Annotated in this window: 13 protein-coding genes and 2 pseudogenes; 9 read left to right on the top strand and 6 right to left on the bottom strand. The window is 74.6% G+C overall.

From position 1 onward, the window contains the following. Positions 1 to 129: 129 nt before the first annotated feature. Together IF47_RS0117985 and IF47_RS0117980 are read right to left on the bottom strand one after the other, a co-directional pair. Positions 130 to 915: a TetR family transcriptional regulator gene (locus IF47_RS0117985; RefSeq protein ID WP_051717839.1), complete on the bottom strand. Its 786-nt coding sequence runs from the start codon at positions 913 to 915 to the stop codon at positions 130 to 132. 107 nt (positions 916 to 1,022) lie between these two features. Further along, entirely contained in the window at positions 1,023 to 2,807 is a 1,785-nt protein-coding gene (locus tag IF47_RS0117980) for a 3-hydroxyacyl-CoA dehydrogenase family protein (RefSeq protein WP_031509836.1), read from the bottom strand. A gap of 362 nt (positions 2,808 to 3,169) precedes the next feature. On the opposite strand from IF47_RS0117980, the gene IF47_RS0117975 reads away from it, so the two are divergent. Continuing rightward, entirely contained in the window at positions 3,170 to 3,757 is a 588-nt protein-coding gene (locus IF47_RS0117975; protein WP_245641153.1) for a HEAT repeat domain-containing protein, read from the top strand. Positions 3,758 to 3,770: 13 nt separating this feature from the next. Here IF47_RS0117975 and pdxR read toward each other — a convergent pair whose 3' ends face one another. Further along, the gene (gene pdxR / locus IF47_RS0117970) at positions 3,771 to 5,297 is read right to left on the bottom strand and encodes a MocR-like pyridoxine biosynthesis transcription factor PdxR (protein ID WP_425423610.1); all 1,527 of its coding nucleotides are present in this window, start codon (positions 5,295 to 5,297) and stop codon (positions 3,771 to 3,773) included. A gap of 56 nt (positions 5,298 to 5,353) precedes the next feature. Between pdxR and IF47_RS0117965 the strand changes: the two genes are divergently transcribed. Next, complete coding sequence (locus IF47_RS0117965) at positions 5,354 to 6,181, top strand: methyltransferase domain-containing protein (protein WP_031509833.1); 828 nt, start codon at positions 5,354 to 5,356, stop codon at positions 6,179 to 6,181. A gap of 239 nt (positions 6,182 to 6,420) precedes the next feature. Further along, a pseudogene (locus tag IF47_RS29585) lies at positions 6,421 to 6,796 on the top strand (MerR family transcriptional regulator). On the opposite strand, the gene IF47_RS0117960 reads toward IF47_RS29585, so the two are convergent. Beyond that, on the bottom strand, positions 6,708 to 6,947 hold the full coding sequence (locus IF47_RS0117960) for a hypothetical protein (RefSeq protein ID WP_031509832.1): 240 nt from the start codon (positions 6,945 to 6,947) through the stop codon (positions 6,708 to 6,710). The pseudogene IF47_RS29585 and the gene IF47_RS0117960 overlap by 89 nt on opposite strands. Before the next feature lie 420 nt (positions 6,948 to 7,367). Next, positions 7,368 to 8,408, bottom strand: a complete 1,041-nt coding sequence (locus IF47_RS0117955) for an Rv2578c family radical SAM protein (protein WP_031509831.1) — start codon at positions 8,406 to 8,408, stop codon at positions 7,368 to 7,370. A gap of 280 nt (positions 8,409 to 8,688) precedes the next feature. On the opposite strand from IF47_RS0117955, the gene IF47_RS0117950 reads away from it, so the two are divergent. From IF47_RS0117950 to IF47_RS0117930, 5 genes are all read left to right on the top strand, one after another. Further along, positions 8,689 to 9,423, top strand: coding sequence for a class I SAM-dependent methyltransferase (locus IF47_RS0117950; RefSeq protein WP_031509830.1), 735 nt, complete (start codon positions 8,689 to 8,691; stop codon positions 9,421 to 9,423). A gap of 96 nt (positions 9,424 to 9,519) precedes the next feature. Then, positions 9,520 to 10,356: a M55 family metallopeptidase gene (locus tag IF47_RS0117945; RefSeq protein ID WP_031509829.1), complete on the top strand. Its 837-nt coding sequence runs from the start codon at positions 9,520 to 9,522 to the stop codon at positions 10,354 to 10,356. Further along, positions 10,349 to 11,677: a M20/M25/M40 family metallo-hydrolase gene (locus IF47_RS0117940; RefSeq protein WP_031509828.1), complete on the top strand. Its 1,329-nt coding sequence runs from the start codon at positions 10,349 to 10,351 to the stop codon at positions 11,675 to 11,677. Before IF47_RS0117945 ends, IF47_RS0117940 begins: the two co-directional genes overlap by 8 nt. Positions 11,678 to 11,799: 122 nt before the next feature. Next, positions 11,800 to 13,806 carry a S9 family peptidase gene (locus IF47_RS0117935; RefSeq protein ID WP_031509827.1) on the top strand — a complete coding sequence of 669 codons (2,007 nt, stop codon included), beginning with the start codon at positions 11,800 to 11,802 and terminating at the stop codon, positions 13,804 to 13,806. Further along, positions 13,803 to 14,747 carry a S66 peptidase family protein gene (locus IF47_RS0117930; RefSeq protein WP_031509826.1) on the top strand — a complete coding sequence of 315 codons (945 nt, stop codon included), beginning with the start codon at positions 13,803 to 13,805 and terminating at the stop codon, positions 14,745 to 14,747. Before IF47_RS0117935 ends, IF47_RS0117930 begins: the two co-directional genes overlap by 4 nt. A gap of 39 nt (positions 14,748 to 14,786) precedes the next feature. Here the strand turns inward: IF47_RS0117930 and IF47_RS0117925 are convergent, their stop codons facing one another. Continuing rightward, entirely contained in the window at positions 14,787 to 15,731 is a 945-nt protein-coding gene (locus IF47_RS0117925; RefSeq protein WP_031509825.1) for an aminoglycoside phosphotransferase family protein, read from the bottom strand. 11 nt (positions 15,732 to 15,742) lie between these two features. Here IF47_RS0117925 and IF47_RS27960 point away from each other — a divergent pair. Continuing rightward, positions 15,743 to 16,367: pseudogene (locus IF47_RS27960) on the top strand (SDR family NAD(P)-dependent oxidoreductase). Positions 16,368 to 16,446 lie beyond the last annotated feature (79 nt).

Raw genomic sequence — 16,446 nt, 5'->3', positions numbered from 1 at the left:
CCGTGGTCGCTCGTCGTCTCTGTGGGGTTTTCGTGAATCTCCTTGAAGGGCCGGGCAGTTGACTTCGGCAGGCTCTTCCCGCCGGCGCCGTTCCTCGGGGGTGCCGCGTGCCGCGTCGGGGTGCGGCCCTCAGCTCTGGCGCAGGGCCTGCTCGATCGCGCGCATGACCTCTCCCAACGGGGCGTCCGTGCGCGCCACCGTCACCAGCACCTCGTTCCCGGCCCCGGCGGAGGCCGCGGGCGACGACTCCGAGGCCGCCGCTCTGCCGGCGACGAAGCCGGTGCCGAAGGTCCGCCGTACGATCGCGAAGGCACGGTCGAGCTGGGCCTCCACGTCGCCCTCGCCGCCCGCGCGCAGCCACCGCCGCAGCACGTGGTTGTGCGCGGTGACCACCGCCGAGGCGGCGACCTCGGCGAGCAGCGGCTCGTCGAGCCCGTCCTCCCCCTCGCCCCCGTCCCGGTGGGCCTCGTCGAAGTGGCCCAGCAGGTAGCGGGTGAACAGCCGCTCGTAGCGCGACACGGACGCGATCTCCCGCTCGCGCAGGGTGGGGACCTGGCGGGTGAGCTTGTAGCGCGCCACCGAGATCTCCGGGGAGTCCGCGTACATCTTCAGGACTTCCTTGATGCCGCGGCAGACGGTGTCCAGCGGGTTCTCGTGGGCGGGCGCGGCGTCCAGCACCGCCTTGGCCCGCTCCAGGGTGTCGTCGTGATCGGGGAAGATCGCCTCTTCCTTGGAGCGGAAGTGCCGGAAGAAGGTGCGGCGGGCCACACCCGCCGCCGCCGCGATCTCGTCGACCGTGGTCTCCTCGTAGCCCTTGGTGGCGAAGAGCTCCATCGCGGCGGCGGCCAGCTCACGGCGCATCTTCAGGCGCTGATTGGGCACGTGCGGACGAGCGGGTTTCACGGGCTGGGCCATGTGGGGAACGTTACACGGCGCCCTGCGCCCCGCGGGCGATCCACCGGGCTCCAGCAGCCCACCCCACCCGGAATCCGAGTGGGGTGGGAACACCGGGACCGCCGGGATCACCGCCTCGCGTACTCGCGGAAGCCCCGCCCGGTCTTGCGGCCCAGGCAGCCCGCCGCCACCAGGTGCTCCAGCAGTGGGGCCGGGGCCAGGCCCGGCTCGCGGAACTCCTGGTGCAGCACCCGCTCGATCGCCAGGGAGACGTCCAGACCGACCACGTCGAGCAGCTCGAACGGGCCCATCGGGTAGCCGCCGCCGAGCTTCATGGCCGCATCGATGTCGTCCATGCTCGCGTAGTGCTCCTGCACCATCTTGATCGCGTTGTTCAGGTACGGGAACAGCAGCGCGTTGACGATGAAGCCCGCCCGGTCGCCGCAGTCCACCGGGTGCTTGCGGATCCGCGCGCACACCTCGCGCACCGTGGCGTGGACGTCGTCGGAGGTCAGCACCGTGCGGACGACCTCGACCAGCTTCATCGCCGGCGCCGGGTTGAAGAAGTGCATGCCGATCACGTCCCGCGGGCGCGAGGTGGCGCGGGCGCAGGCGATCACGGGCAGCGAGGAGGTGGTGGTGGCCAGCACGGCGCCCGGCTTGCACACCTCGTCCAACGTGGCGAACAGGCCCTTCTTGACCTCCAGGTCCTCGGCCACCGCCTCGACCGCCAGATCGACGTCCGCCAGCGCCGCCGGCGAACCGGCCGGGGTGATCCGGGCCAGGGTCTCGTCGCGTGCCTCGGCCGTCATCCGGCCCTTGGCCACCGAGCGCTCCAGCGAGGAGGCGATACGGGCCCGGGCCTTCTCCGCCTTCTCCTCGGAGCGGGCGACCAGCACCACGTCGTAGCCCGCCTTGGCGAACACCTCGGCGATGCCGCTCGCCATGGTGCCCGACCCCGCCACGCCGACGGAGCGCACCTCGCGCGGTGTGCCGGCCGACTCGCCCGCGCGGGGCGTCGACTCGTCCGGCACGACGGTCGCCGATCCCGGCGCCTGGTAGGTGTAGAAGCCGCGCCCGGCCTTACGGCCCGTCAGACCGGCGGCGGTGAGCTGCCCGAGGATCGGCGCGGGCGCGTGCAGCCGGTCGTGGGACTCGGCGTACATCGCCTCCAACACGGTGCGGGCGGTGTCGATGCCGATCAGGTCCAGCAGGGCGAGCGGCCCCATGGGCAGACCACAGCCCAGCCGCATCGCGGCGTCGATGTCCTCGCGCGTGGCGTACCGCGACTCGTACATCGCGGCGGCCTGGTTGAGGTAGCCGAACAGCAGCCCGTCGGCGACGAAACCGGGCCGGTCGCCGACCGCGATGGGCTCCTTGCCCAGGTCGTGGGCGAGATCGGTGACCGCGGTGACCGCCTCGGGCGAGGTCAGCACGCTGGAGACGATCTCCACCAGCCTCATCGCCGGCGCCGGGTTGAAGAAGTGCATCCCCAACACGCGCTCGGGGTGCGCGGAGTCGGCGGCGAGCCGGGTGACCGAGAGCGCGTTGGTGCCGGTGGCGATGACGGTGGACGGCTTGACGACGCCGTCCAGCGCGGTGATCACCCGCTGCTTGAGCTCGTACTCCTCCGGCACGACCTCGATGACCAGGTCGGCGTCGGCGGCGGCCTGGAGGTCGCCGAAGGTGCGGAAGCGGGCGAGGGCGTCCCGCCGCTCCCGATCGGTGAGCCGCCCGCGCTCGACGGCGCGCGCGGTGGACGCCTCCAGGGCGGCGACGGCTTGGCGGGCGGCGTTCTCGTCGGTGTCGATGCCGATGACCTCGCGGCCGGCGCGGACCAGGACCTCGGAGATGCCGGTGCCCATGGTGCCGAGGCCGATCACGGCGACGGTGGTGAGGGTGGGACGGTCCATCACGGGACTCCAGGGGAGGAAGAGACGGTGACGACTGGAAAAGGGAGAGAGGAGAGAAGGCGAGGAGGGGAACTCGGGTGCGCGCGACCGCGCCGAACCCGCGCCGTACGCCGGGGGATCGAGCGGAGCGGCCCTGTCCCTGGGCCGTGCCCGACTCGCGTACGTGCGTGCCAAACCGACTGCGCGTCGGACGGCCGCGTCACCAGACCATCCGACTGAGCGGGGGTACCGCTCCGATGAGCAGGCTAACCAGTGGGTAACCGGAACGCCAGTGGGTAGACCGCTTCCGGATGTGTGGCAAGAGCCACAGGGAAGGACCGCGAGGGGGAGCGCGGCGCGGGACGCCGGGGAGGGAGCGGACGGTGGGCGGAGCGGACGCGGTGGACGACGAGCAGGTGACGCGGTTGCGGGCCGAGGCGGAACCGGCCCCGTTCGAACGGCTCCTCGCCCTCGCCCGACAGGACACCCCCGCCGCCCGCGACGCGCTCGCCGCCGAACTCACCGCCCCCGCGCGCCCGTTGTGGGTCCGTGAGCTGGCCGCCTGCGCTCTGGGCCGGGCCGGCGACCGCCGGGCCTTCGAGACGCTGGTCTTCCTGCTCAACCACCGCGACCCGGCCCGCTGTGCCGCCGCCGCCCGCGCCCTGCTCCTCCTGGACGACCCGCGCACCGCCCGTGCCGCGGCGGCGCTCGCCGACAACGAACCGCGCACCGCCTACGCCCTCCACCCCGTGAGGCTGCTGGCCGCCCTGCGCGCGCCCGTCTCCGCGCCGACGCTGATCCGCGTCCTGGACCGGCTGTTGGCCGGCCCCGCCCACCACCGGCCGGTGGCCCGCGCCTGCGTGGAGGGGCTCGGCACGCTCGGCGACGCACGGGCCCGGCCGGTGCTCCGCGCCGCGCGGGAGCACCCGGAGCTGCGCGCCGCGGCCGAGGAGGCGCTGCGCCGGCTGTGAACCGGCCCGCCCCTCAACGGAGTTCGCGCGCCACGGCCCCCAGGACGGCCACCGCCTCGTCGATCTCGCCCGCCGTCCGGGCCGCGTAGCCCAGCACCAGCCCCGGCCGGGACGGTCGCTGGGCGTGCCAGGACAGCGGCTGCGTCTTCACGCCCCGGGCGAGGGCGGCCGCCGCGAACTCGGTGTCGTCGAACGCCGAACCGGAAGAGGAGGAGTCGAGGACGACCGTCAGGTGCAGGCCCGCCGCGGCGCCGTGGACGACCGCGCCCGGCAGGTGGGCCCGGACCGCCGCGACCATGGCGTCCCGGCGCCGCCGGTGACGCCCGCGCAGCAGGCGCAGATGACGTTCCAACTCGCCCGACTCCATCAGTCGCGCCAAAGTGAGCTGCGGCAGGACGGCGTTGCCCAGGTCGGCGTACCGCTTGGCGTCCGCCAAGGCGTTCCGGTACCTCGGCGGGGCCAGCACCCACCCCACCCGCAGGGCGGGCGCCAACAGCTTGGAGACGCTGCCGAAGTGGACGACGTGGTCCGGGAGCATCGACCGCAGAGCGGGGACCGGGGGCCGGTCGTAGCGGTGCTCGGCGTCGTAGTCGTCCTCCAGGACCAGCCCGCCCTCCGCGGCCCACCGCATCAGCGCGCGGCGCCGATCCCCGCCGAGCACCACACCGGTGGGGAACTGGTGGGCCGGGGTGAGCAGGACGGTCGGGGCGCCCGAGGCGCGCAGCGCGTCCACGCGGACGCCGTCCTCGTCGACGGGGACGGGCGGGGTGGCGAGCCCGCGGGCGTTCAGGTGCATCCGGGCGCCGAGCGATCCGGGGTCCTCCACCGCCGTCTCGCGCACCCCTTCGTCGCGCAGCACCTGCGCGAACAGGGTGAGCGCCTGGGCGGTGCCGGAGACGATCAGCACCTCGTCGGGCGTCACCCGGACCCCGCGGTTGCGGGCCAGCCAGGCCGCGACGGCCGACCGGAGCACGGGCGCCCCGCGGGGATCTCCGTACCCCAGGTCGGCGGAGACCAGCCCGTCCAGGACCCGGCGCTCGGCGCGCTGCCAGGCCGCCCGGGGGAAGGCGGCCAGGTCCGGCGTGCCGGGGGTCAGGTCGAGCCGCGCCGGCACCGCCCGCAGCCGGTCGAAGACGTCCGGGCCGGGCGCGCCCGCGAAGACCTCCTCCGGCGACGGGGGCCCGGCGGGCCGCGGCGGAGCGGGGGTCCGGGCGGGGGCGGCGACGACGACCGTCCCGGCCCGCCCGCGGCCGGCGACGTGTCCGTCCTCGCCCAACCGCCGGTAGGCGTCGGTGACCACGCCCCGGGACACGCGCAGCTCCGCCGCCAGGGTCCGGGTGGCGGGCAGGCGGCTGCCCACCGGCAGGCGACCGTCGGCGATCGCCAGCCGCAACTGCCGGGCCAGCCAGTCGGCCAGCCCGCCGGGCGGTGCCCGACGTGCGTCCAACTGGAGGAAGTCGGCCCCGGCGGCCCCGTCCCGCGGAGCTCTCCCCCGCACCGCTTTGGACCTGTCGATGGAGCCCTCATTGGCACTGTCCACCGGACCATTGTGCGGCCAGGGTTGACGAGAGGACAGGAACGAGGAAGCGAGGAACGATGACGGTCGAATACGTGCACGGGTACTCGGAGCAGGAGACCGGCCGACTGCGCGACCAGGCGGACACCCTGGCGGCCCTGTTGCACGAGGGCACCGCCTACCCCGCCGGCAGTCGGGTGCTGGAGGTCGGCTGTGGGGTCGGCGCCCAGACGGTGCACCTGGTCGCGAACAGCCCCGGCGCGCGCGTCACCGCGGTCGAGGTCGACGGCGACTCCCTGGAGCGGGCCCGGGCGAGGGTGACGGCCGAGCACCCCGGCGCGGCGGTGGAGTGGCACCGCGCCGACCTGTACGACCTGCCGTTCCCGGAAGGCTCCTTCGACCACCTCTTCGTCTGCTTCGTGCTGGAGCACCTGCCCGATCCGGAGCGGGCGCTGTGCGCGCTGCGCCGTCTGCTGCGGCCGGGCGGCACCGTCACGGTGATCGAGGGAGACCACGGAACGGCGGTCTTCCACCCCGACAGCCGCCACGCCCGCGCGGTGATCGACTGCCAGGTCCGGCTCCAGGCCGCGGCGGGCGGCGACGCGCTGATCGGCCGCAGACTCCAGCCGCTGCTGGCCCGCGCCGGGTACGGCGACATCGCGGTGCGCCCCCGGACGGTCTACGCCGACCGCACCCTGCCGGGGATGGTCGACGGCTTCACCCGCCGCACCTTCATCCCCGTCTTCGAAAGCCTCGGGGACGACGCCCTGGCCATGGGCCTGACCACCGAGGACGACTGGCGGCGGGGCATCGCCGACCTGTACCGGACGGTGGAGGACGGGGGCACCTTCCACTACGCCTTCTTCAAGGCCACCGCCGTCAACCCGCTGCCCGACACGGGCCGCTGACCACGGAGTGACCCGGCGGCCGGCGGACGCCGTCGGTCGGGCATCATGGCCCGGAAGATCCGCGGGACGGCGCTCCGCCGGCACAGGTGGCGACTCCGCCCCGACGTCAGGGATGAGTGGGGCCGACAAGCTGTGAGTCGCGGGTGAACGGCGCCCGAGATCCGGTGATCCACACCGCGCACGGTCTCCGTGCGTCGTTTCGGAGGACGAGGGCACATGGCGAGGGAACGAGCGCGGCGATGAGCCGGCGGATCCGGATCGGCGAGGTGGCCGAGCGAACGGGCCTGTCGCCGCGCACCATCCGGCACCACGAGGAAGTCGGCCTGGTCGTCCCCTCCGCCCGCGGCAAAGGGGGGCTTCCGGCGCTACACCGACTCGGACGTCGACCGCCTGACGGTCGTCCGCCGGATGAAGCCGCCGGGCTTCGCCCTGGAGGAGATGCGGGACCTGCTCGGGATCACCGACCGGCTCCCCTCCGACGAGCCGCCGACCGGCGTCGAGCGCGACCGCCTGCGGGAGCGGCCCGTCAGTAGCTCCACCAGCGGCCCTCGACGGGCTGCGGAATCCAGGTGTAGATGCCGCTCTCGGCGGGCCCGCGCCGCCAGACGGCCTTGACGTCCTCGGCCGGATACTCCTCCAGGCAGTCCCAGACGCCCAGCGAGTCGGTGTCCTCGATGACGATCTGGCCGTCGGCGGTGCGCCCGGCCCGCCCGGCCTCGACCAGCCTCTCCCGGCCATCCTTGAGCTGCAGTTTGAAGACGGCCATCGTGCGCGCCTTTCTCCCGACGGTCCCCGCCGTTCGACGGTTCCCGGATGGTCTTCAGGGGTTCGCGGAGGTGTTGGGGGGTGTGCCACCCCCGAGGCGCCGGACGACGACGGAGCGGTGACCCCGGAGGTGGCGATGGAAGCAGGCCGACCATGTCGGCGAGCACGCTTACTCTAACGCAGGGGGAGGGTTGTCACCGGTCCACTCGTGCCAATGGCCGCACCCGTGCGAGGGAGGTGTCGGAGTGTCACCGGAAGGACGGAACGCGGCCGGCGTACGGGAGGGCGACCGGAACGGACGGGAGAGGACGGGACCCGCCGGCGCGCGAACCGCGAGGTGTGACACGGGAGTTGAGGGCCTGACGGACGCCGCCCGCCGCCGGGACGCCCCGAGGGCGTCGGCGCGGCAGCGGAGGAGTCGTCAGAGCAGCGTCAACTGGGTCGGGCCCGCCCCGGGCTCGGAGGCGCGGCGTTCGGACTCGGGGACGGCGCGGTGCGCGCCCGGCCGGGACGGGCCGATGCCGTACTCCGCCGCCAACTCGTGCACCTGTCGGGTGATGCGGCGCTGGTACCACTTCGGCGCGTAGGCGCCGTCGGCGTACAGCGCCTCGTAGTGGCGCACCAGACCGGGATGGTGGCGGTCCAGCCAGGCCATGAACCACTCGCGGGCGCCCGGCCGCAGGTGCAGGGCGAGAGGGGTGACGGAGGTGGCGCCGGCCGCCGCGATCGCCCGGACGGTCGCGCGGAGTTGGTCGGGGCCGTCGGAGAGGAACGGGATCACCGGCGCCATCAGCACCCCGCAGCCGATGCCGTGCTCGGTGAGGGTCCGCACCACGTCCAGCCGTCGCTCGGGGGCGGGGGCGCCCGACTCCACCGCGCGCCACAGCTCCTCGTCCAGGAAGGCCACCGACACCGATATGCCCACCTCCGCCACGGCGCGGGCCGAGCGGATCAGGTCCAGGTCGCGCAGGATCAGCGTGCCCTTGGTGAGGATGGAGAAGGGGTTGGCGAAGTCGCGCAGGGCCGCCAGGATGCCGGGCATCAGCCGGTAGCGGCCCTCGGCGCGCTGGTAGCAGTCGACGTTGGTGCCCATCGCGATGTGCCGGCCGGTCCAGTGGGGCGAGGCCAGTTCGCGGCGCAGCAGCCGGTCGGCGTTGGTCTTCACCACGATCTGGGTGTCGAAACCGATGCCGGTGTCCAGGTCCAGGTAGGCGTGGCTGCGGCGGGCGAAGCAGTACACACAGGCGTGTGAGCAGCCGCGGTAGGGGTTGACGGTCCATTCGAACGGCATCCGGGAGGCGCCGGGCACCCGGTTGATGATCGAACGTGCCCGTACCTCGTGGAAGGTGATGCCCCTGAACTCGGGGGTGTCGAACGTGCGGGTCACCACGTCGGCGCCGAAGAGGGCGGCCGTGGTGCCGCTCGCCTCCGGTCCGCCGTGGCCCAGGTTGTCCCAGCGCATGCGGCCTCCTCGCTCCGCCCCAAGAATAGAACATCTGTTCCCGTCTGGGGGTGCGGGATTCGAGGAGCGCGCCGGCTCCGACCGTCCGCCCGGTGAGGAGTCGTCACCCCCCACACCCGCGGAGCGCCCCACCGGAACGGGTGGCTCCGCACTCGCTCCGTGCTCGCTCCGGTCGGGGCGACGCGCTCGGGAACGAGGAGGCACGATCCACGCCGAACGGGGTACGAGGGCTGTCCCGGCGGCCGAGGCACGGCCCCACGACGGTGGAGGGAGCAGACCCGTGAACGCCACGTCCCGAGACGGCCGAGCAGGCGACACCTGGGACGGCAACTGGAGCAGCGATCCCGCGATCACGGCCGCCGTCCACCTGCCGATCTTCGAGAAGTACTTCGACCCCGACCTGCCGCTGGTCGACGCCGACTGCGGCAACGGCGCCCAGACGGCCTTCCTCGCCGGCCGCTTCCACCCGTGCGTCGGCATCGACCGGTCCGCCGAGGCCCTGGAACGGGCCCGGACCGTGGTCGGCGAGGGCGCGGGGCACCGCTCCGCCCCCGACTTCCGCCGGCTCGACGCCGCCGACCCCGACGCCATGCGACGCCTCCACGAGGAGTTGGGGGACGCCAACGTCTACCTGCGCGGCGTCCTCCAGCGCAGCGAGCCCGACCACCGCCCGCGCGTCGCGGAGTCCGTCGCCGCCCTCGTCGGCGAGCGCGGACGCGCCTTCGTGGTGGAGGCCGCCCCCACGGCGCGGGCCGCCCTGGCCCGGGGCGCCGAGGCCGCCGACCCCACCGAGCTGCCCGGCCCGCTGGACGCGCCGGGCCTGTCGGACCTGTCCCACCTCTCCGGCGAACACGGCCCCGAGGGCGGGCTGCCGGAGCTGGCCGACCCGTTCGACGAGGCCGGGCTGCGGGTGCTCGCCGCCGGCTCCCTCCCGCTGTCCACGACGGAGTTCGAACCGGACGGCTCGCGGCTGGACCTCCCGGCGAACTGGCTGGTGGTCGGCCGCGCCGGCTGACCGGGCCGACGCGCCGGAGCCGCCACAGGTGTGGACCGCCGACGGTTGCCCTCGAGGTCTTTGACCTCGCCCGGGCGGCGCGTAACGTGGCGTGCCATGACGAAGATCCTGATCAGTGCGGACATGGAGGGGGCCACGGGCGTGACCTGGCCCGGCGACGTGCTGCCGGGGGCGTCCCAGTGGGAACGCTGCCGTCCGATGTTCACCTCCGACGTGAACGCGGCGGTCGTCGGGTTCTTCGCCGGCGGGGCGGACGAGGTGCTGATCAACGAGGCGCACTGGAGCATGCGGAACCTGCTGCTGGAGCGGCTCGACGACCGCGCCCAGATGCTCACCGGCCGCCACAAGCCGCTCGGCATGATGGAGGGAATCCAGTACGGCGACGTGGACGGCATCGCCTACGTCGGCTACCACACCGGCGCGGGCACCGAGGGCGTCCTCGCCCACACCTACCTCGCCAACACCATCACCGGTGTGTGGGTGGACGGGGAACGGGCGAGCGAGGGCCGGCTGAACACCCTCGTGGCCGCCGAGTTCGGCGTCCCCGTCATCCTCGTCACCGGCGACGACCGCACCTGCGCCGACGCCCGCGACTACGCGCCGAACGCGCTCGGGGTCGCCGTCAAGGACTACGTCTCGCGCTACGCGGCCGTCTGCCGCACCCCTGCCCGCACCGCCGCCGACATCCAGGCCGCGGCGAAGGAGGCGGTGGCGCTGGCCGTCCGCCACGAGCCCGCCCCGCCGCGACCCCACACGATCGAGATCGAGTTCGACGCCGAGCACCTGGTCGGCGCGGCGACCGTCGTCCCCGGCGTGGAGCGGACGGGTGAGCGCCGCGTGGCCTACACATCGCCGTCCATGTACGAGGGCATCCGCACCTTCAAGGCGGTCACCACCGTCGTCTCGTCCTCCGTGGAGGAGCAGTATGGCTGAGCGCATCGACCGGCAGGCCCTCGACGAGGCGGTCGCCTTCACCTCCGACCTGATCCGCATCGACTCCGTCAACCTCGGCAACGGCGACGGCACGGAGCGGCAGGCGGCCGAGTACGTCGCCGAACGCCTGGCCGACGTCGGCATCGAACCGAAGCTGCTGGAGAAGGTCGAGGGCCGCACCAACGTCGTCGCCCGCATCGAGGGCACCGACCCGGACGCCGAAGCGCTGCTCGTCCACGGCCACCTGGACGTGGTGCCCGCCGAGCCCGCCGACTGGACCGTCCACCCCTTCTCCGGCGAGGTCCGCGACGGCGTGGTCTGGGGCCGCGGCGCGGTCGACATGAAGAACGCCGACGCGATGGTCCTGGCCACCGTCCGCGCCTGGGCGCGGGCCGGGGCACGTCCCCGCCGCGACATCGTGCTCGCCTTCACCGCCGACGAGGAGGACACCGGCCAGTACGGCGCCGACTTCCTCGCCCGGGAACACCCCGAACTCTTCGAGGGCTGCACCGAGGGCATCGGCGAGTCCGGCGCCTACACCTTCCACGCGGGCGGCGACCTGCGGCTCTACCCGGTCGCGGCCGGCGAGCGGGGCACCGCCTGGATGGAGCTCACCGCCACCGGACGCGCCGGACACGGCTCCAAGGTCAACCACGCCAACGCGGTCAGCCGGCTGGCCGCCGCGGTGCACCGGATCGGCGAGCACACCTGGCCCGTGCGGCTCTCCCCGACGGTACGGGCCGCCCTCACCGAACTCTCCCGCCTCAACGGCCTGGACGCCCCCGACCTCGACGCGCCCGACTTCGACGTGGACGCCCTGCTGGCCAAGCTCGGCCCCTCGGCCAAGCTGGTCGAGGCGACCGTGCGCAACAGCTCCGCCCCCACCGGCCTCAAGGCCGGCTACAAGATCAACGTCATCCCCGGCACCGCCACGGCGTACGTGGACGGGCGGATGCTCCCCGGCACCGAGGAGGAGTTCGTCGCCACCATGGACGAACTGACCGGCCCCGACGTGGACTGGGAGTTCTACCACCGGGGACCGGCCGTCGAGGCGCCGGTCGACTCGCGCACCTTCGCCGTGCTGCGCGAGTCCCTGGAGCACTTCGACCCCGACGCCCACGTCGTCCCGTTCTGCATGACGGGCGGCACCGACGCCAAGCAGTTCGCCCCGCTGGGCATCGTGGGCTACGGGTTCTCGCCGCTGAGGCTCCCCGAGGGCCTCAACTACCAGGCGATGTTCCACGGCGTCGACGAACGCGTCCCCGTCGAGGCCCTGCACTTCGGCGTGCGGGTGCTCGACCGCGCCCTGATCGACCTCTGAGCGATCGACCTCTGAGCGATCGCCCTCCGAGCCCGGCCCCGGTCCGGACCGGGGCCCGGCCTCCGGCCCACGCCGCCACCCCTCGCCCCCGACTCCGACGAGCCGCACAAGGAGCCCACCCGATGACGCCCGTCACCGCCCCCTACGGCACCTGGACGTCCCCGATCGACGCCCGCCTGGTCGCCGCGCACGACGGCCGCCCCGAGTACGTGGGCACCGTCGGCCAGGAGGTGTGGTGGACCGAACCCCGCCCGGCCGAGGGCGGACGCCGGGCCCTGATGCGGCTGCGCCCCTACGACACCGGGCCGGCCGAGTCCGTCCTCCCCGAGCCGTGGAACGTCCGCAGCCGGGTGATCGAGTACGGCGGCCGGCCGTGGGCGGGGGCGGCGCGCGAGGACGGCGGGCCGCTGGTGGTCTTCGTCCACCACCCGGACCAGCGGATGTACCTCGTCGAGCCGGACGCCCCCGGCGCCGCCCCCCGCCCGCTCACCCCCCTCTCCCCGGTCGGCGAGGGCCTGCGCTGGGCCGACCCGGTGGTGCTGCCGGAGCGGGGCGAGGTGTGGTGCGTGCTGGAGGAGTTCACCGGCCCTCGCCCCACCGACGTGCGCCGGGTGCTCGCCGCCGTCCCCCTGGACGGCTCGGCCGCCGACGACCGCGCCCGGGTGCGGGAGTTGACCGACGGCGCCGACCGCTTCGTCACCGGCCCCCGGCTCTCCCCGGACGGGCGGCGCGCGGCGTGGCTGGCCTGGGACCACCCGCGGATGCCCTGGGACGGCACGGTGGTCCGCCTCGCCGACGTCGCCGACGACGGCGTCCTGACCGGCGCGCGGCCCGTCGCCGGCGGCGCCGACGAGTCGATCGCCCAGGTCGGCTGGGCGACGGATGGCGCGCTGCTGTACGCCGGGGACGCGAGCGGCTGGTGGAACCTGTACCGCCTGGACGCCGACGCGACCGGCGGGGGCGCCAACCTCTGCCCCCGCCCGGAGGAGTTCGGCGGACCGCTGTGGAAGATCGGCCACCAGTGGTTCGAACCGCTGGAGAACGGCCTGATCGCCGTCCTCCACGGAGTCGGCTCCCCACGCCTGGGCATCCTGGACCCGGCCACCGGCGAGTTGGCCGACACCCCCGGCCCCTGGACCGAGTGGGCCCCGACGCTGGCCTCCGCGGGCGCCCGCGTCATCGGCGTCGCCGCGGGCCCCTGCCGCGGCCACGAGGTGGTGGAGCTGGACGTCCACACCGGCCACACCCTGGTCGTCGGCGCCGCGCACACCGACCCCGTGGACCCCGCCTACCTCCCCGAGCCCGAGGAGCGCGTCTTCCACGGCCCCGACGGACGCGAGGTCCACGCCCGGCTCCGCCCGCCGCGCAACCCCGGGCACCGAGCCCCCGACGGCGAACTGCCCCCGTACGTCGTCTGGGTCCACGGCGGCCCCACCGGGCGGACGGAGTCCGCCATGGACCTGGAGATCGCCTACTTCACCTCGCGCGGCATCGGCGTCGTCGAGGTCGACTACGGGGGCTCGACGGGCTACGGCCGCGCCTACCGCGAGCGCCTGCGGGAACAGTGGGGCGTGGTCGACGTCGAGGACTGCGCCGCCGTCGCCCGGGCCCTGGCGCGGGAGGGCACCGCCGACCCCGCCCGGCTCGCCATACGCGGCGGCAGCGCGGGCGGCTGGACCACCGCCGTCTCCCTCACCTCGCCGCTGACCGAGGGCCTGTACGCCTGCGGGACGATCGCCTACCCCATCCTGGACCCGGCGGGCTGGGCGACCGGCGAGACCCACGACTTCGAGTCGCGGTACCTGATCTCCCTCGTCGGCCGCCTGGAGGAGCACCCCGACCGCTACCGCGACCGCTCGCCCGTCCACCACGCCGACCGCGTCACCACGCCGTTCCTGCTCCTCCAGGGCCTGGACGACGTGATCTGCCCGCCCGCCCAGTGCGACCGCTTCCTGGCCGAGGTCGCCGGGCGCGGGGTGCCGCACGCCTACCTCGCCTTCGAGGGCGAGGGCCACGGCTTCCGCAGGGCGGAGACCATCACCCGGGCCGTCGAGGCCGAACTCTCCCTCTACGCCCAGGTGTTCGGCTTCGAGCGCCCGGACGTCCCCGCACTGGAGCTGACCGAATGAGCCCCGCCGCACGCCCCCTCGTCCGACCCCGACGGCCGCGCCCCGGCGACCGGGTGGCGATCGTGGCGCCCAGCGGGCCGGTGCTCCGCGAGCGGCTGGACGCCGGCGTGGACGTCCTGCGCGGTTGGGACCTGGACCCGGTCGTCATGCCGCACGTCCTCGACGTCCACCCGCACCTGGACCACCTCGCGGGCACCGACGCCGACCGCGCCCGCGACCTCGTCGACGCCTGGTGCGACCCCACCGTCACGGCGGTCCTCGCCGCGCGCGGCGGCTACGGCGCCCAGCGGATGGTGGACCTGGTGGACTGGGAGGCGCTGCGGGCGGCCGGCCCCAAGGTGTTCGTCGGCTACAGCGACCTCACCGCGCTCCACCGGGCCATCGCCGACCGCCTGGGCCTGGCCGGACTGCACGGCCCGATGCCCGCCACCGTTTCCTTCCTCAAGGACGCCGCGACCCAGGACCACCTGCGCCGCACCCTCCTCGCGCCGGAGACGGTCACCGAGATCACCTCGCCCGGCGCCCGCACCCTGGTGCCCGGCCGCGCCCGCGGCACCACCTTCGGCGGCTGCCTGTCCCTGCTGGCGGGCGAACTCGGCGTCCGCGGACGGCTGCCCGCCTGCCCGGACGGCGGCGGCATCCTGCTGCTGGAGGACGTGGGGGAGAGGCCGTACCGCGTCGACGCCCACCTCACCCACCTGCTGCGCTCCGGAGCGCTGGACGGCGTGACGGGCGTCGTACTGGGCTCCTGGCACGACTGCGGCCCCTACGAGGAGATCCGCGAGGTGCTGCTGGACCGGCTCGCCCCGCTGGGCGTCCCCGTGGTGGAGGAGATGGGCTTCGGCCACGGCCCCTCGACCCTCACCCTCCCGCTGGGCGTGCCCGCGACCCTGGACGCCGACGCGTGCGTCCTGACCCTGGAGGAACCCGCCCTGGCATGACCGGCACGGCGGGGGAGGGAGACCGGTGGGGCCGGACGGTCACAGCCCGGCGAGGTCCGCCAACGTCCGCACCTGACGCATCATCGAGACACCGGCGTCGAGGTCGTCCCGCTCGGCCACCGCCCACAGCGCCGACTCCACGCGCCGCGCCGCCGCCCACGCCTGGAGCCGCACCACGTCCGCGCCGAGCACGCCGGCGACGAGCGCGGACCGCGCGGCGACCACCGACCGGGGGACGGGCCGGCCGAACGGGGCGTCGATCTGCTCGATCAGCGGCCAGGGGTCGTACAGCGGGTCTCCCACCATCGGCTTGGGGTCGATCGCCAACCAGGGCCGCCGCCCGGCGGCCAGCACATTGCCGGGGTTGAGGTCACCGTGCACCACGGCCTCGCGGCCGGCCGACGCGGGCAACTCGCGCAGCAGCCGCACCCCCAGCGCCACCAGGGAGGGATCGAAGCCCGGAGGCCGCAGCCGGTCCATGCGCTCCTCGGCGAGCGCCGCCCATGCGGCGGTCACGTCCGCCATCCGGTCCAGGCCCGTCTTTGGCGGCACGGGCACGTTCCACAGTTCGCGCAGCAGCCCGACCCCGGCCACCAACCGCTCCTCGACCGGGAGTTCGGCGGCGTCCCCCAACTCGGTGCCGGGCGCGCAGCGCTCCAGCAGCAGGGCGTACCGCCCGGCGTCGTGCTCGTACGGACGCACGGCGCCCCGCCCGTCCCACAGCCGCAGCGCCTCGCCCTCCCCGGCCGCCTCCGGGTGCGGCCAACTCACCTTGAGCACGGCGTCCGAGCCGCCGGCCCGCCGCACCGGCGCCACCCACGAGCAGCTTCCCCCGGCGTACGGCCTGCCGGGCGTCAAGTCCCAGCGCTCCAGCAACTCCCGTACCAGTTCCGGCAGCCGGCCCAGCCACTGCCGCCCGCCCGGGTAGCCGGAGACGGTGCGGACGACGGGCAACGCGGGCGGCACCAACTCCTCGGGCGTCATGGGGCCCGAGCATAGGGACCGCGTCACCGATCCGCCGAACGCCGTGCCCGAACGCCGCCGGCCGCCGGGCCCGGGCGATCCACGCGGACAACGCCGATCCGGCCGCCGTCCGCGCCGCCGTGGAGACCACCGTGGCGGAGTTCGGGCGCCTGGACATCCTGGTGAACGCCGGGACCGGAGTCATGGCCCCGATCGAGGAGATCGCGGCCGAGGACGTCGACCGGGTGCTCCACGTCAACGTCCGCGCCCCCTACCTGGCCTGCCAGGCCACCGCCGCCCACCTGGGGGAGGGCGGACGGATCGTCACGATCGGGAGCTGCATGGCCGAGCGCGTCGCCTTCCCCGGCGCGTCCCTCCACGCCACCGGCAAGGCCGCCCTGACCGGCCTGACCAAAGCCCTGGCCAGGGAACTCGGCCCGCGCGGCATCACCGTCAACCTCGTCCACCCCGGCCCGATCGACACCGAGATGAACCCCGGCGGACGGGCCGAACGCCGAATACCAGAGCGGCCTCACGGCGCTGGGGCGCTACGGGAAGCCGGAGGAGGTCGCCGCGACGGTGGCGCATCCGGCCGGACCCGGCGGCCGGTACGTCACCGGGGCCTCCATCGCCGTGGACGGCGGCTTCACCGCCTGAACCGGGGGGGCGCGGAACGGAGCGGGGGCCGGAGCGCGTGGGTCCGTTCTCGCGGCTTCGGCCCCTTCTGTCACCGCCC

Source organism: Streptomyces megasporus, from assembly GCF_000718985.1.
Taxonomy (GTDB): domain Bacteria; phylum Actinomycetota; class Actinomycetes; order Streptomycetales; family Streptomycetaceae; genus Streptomyces; species Streptomyces megasporus.
Note: the sequence above shows the minus strand (reverse complement) of the source record. Positions and strands in the feature narration are given on the sequence as shown.

Coding starts and splice junctions, on each gene's coding strand:
- IF47_RS0117955 (WP_031509831.1), bottom strand. CDS start 8,408: ATGCGCTGGGACAACCTGGGCCACGGCGGACCGGAGGCGAGCGGCACC.
- IF47_RS0117985 (WP_051717839.1), bottom strand. CDS start 915: ATGGCCCAGCCCGTGAAACCCGCTCGTCCGCACGTGCCCAATCAGCGC.
- IF47_RS0117965 (WP_031509833.1), top strand. CDS start 5,354: ATGACGGTCGAATACGTGCACGGGTACTCGGAGCAGGAGACCGGCCGA.
- IF47_RS0117960 (WP_031509832.1), bottom strand. CDS start 6,947: ATGGCCGTCTTCAAACTGCAGCTCAAGGATGGCCGGGAGAGGCTGGTC.
- IF47_RS0117935 (WP_031509827.1), top strand. CDS start 11,800: ATGACGCCCGTCACCGCCCCCTACGGCACCTGGACGTCCCCGATCGAC.
- IF47_RS0117945 (WP_031509829.1), top strand. CDS start 9,520: ATGACGAAGATCCTGATCAGTGCGGACATGGAGGGGGCCACGGGCGTG.
- IF47_RS0117980 (WP_031509836.1), bottom strand. CDS start 2,807: ATGGACCGTCCCACCCTCACCACCGTCGCCGTGATCGGCCTCGGCACC.
- IF47_RS0117930 (WP_031509826.1), top strand. CDS start 13,803: ATGAGCCCCGCCGCACGCCCCCTCGTCCGACCCCGACGGCCGCGCCCC.
- IF47_RS0117940 (WP_031509828.1), top strand. CDS start 10,349: ATGGCTGAGCGCATCGACCGGCAGGCCCTCGACGAGGCGGTCGCCTTC.
- IF47_RS0117925 (WP_031509825.1), bottom strand. CDS start 15,731: ATGACGCCCGAGGAGTTGGTGCCGCCCGCGTTGCCCGTCGTCCGCACC.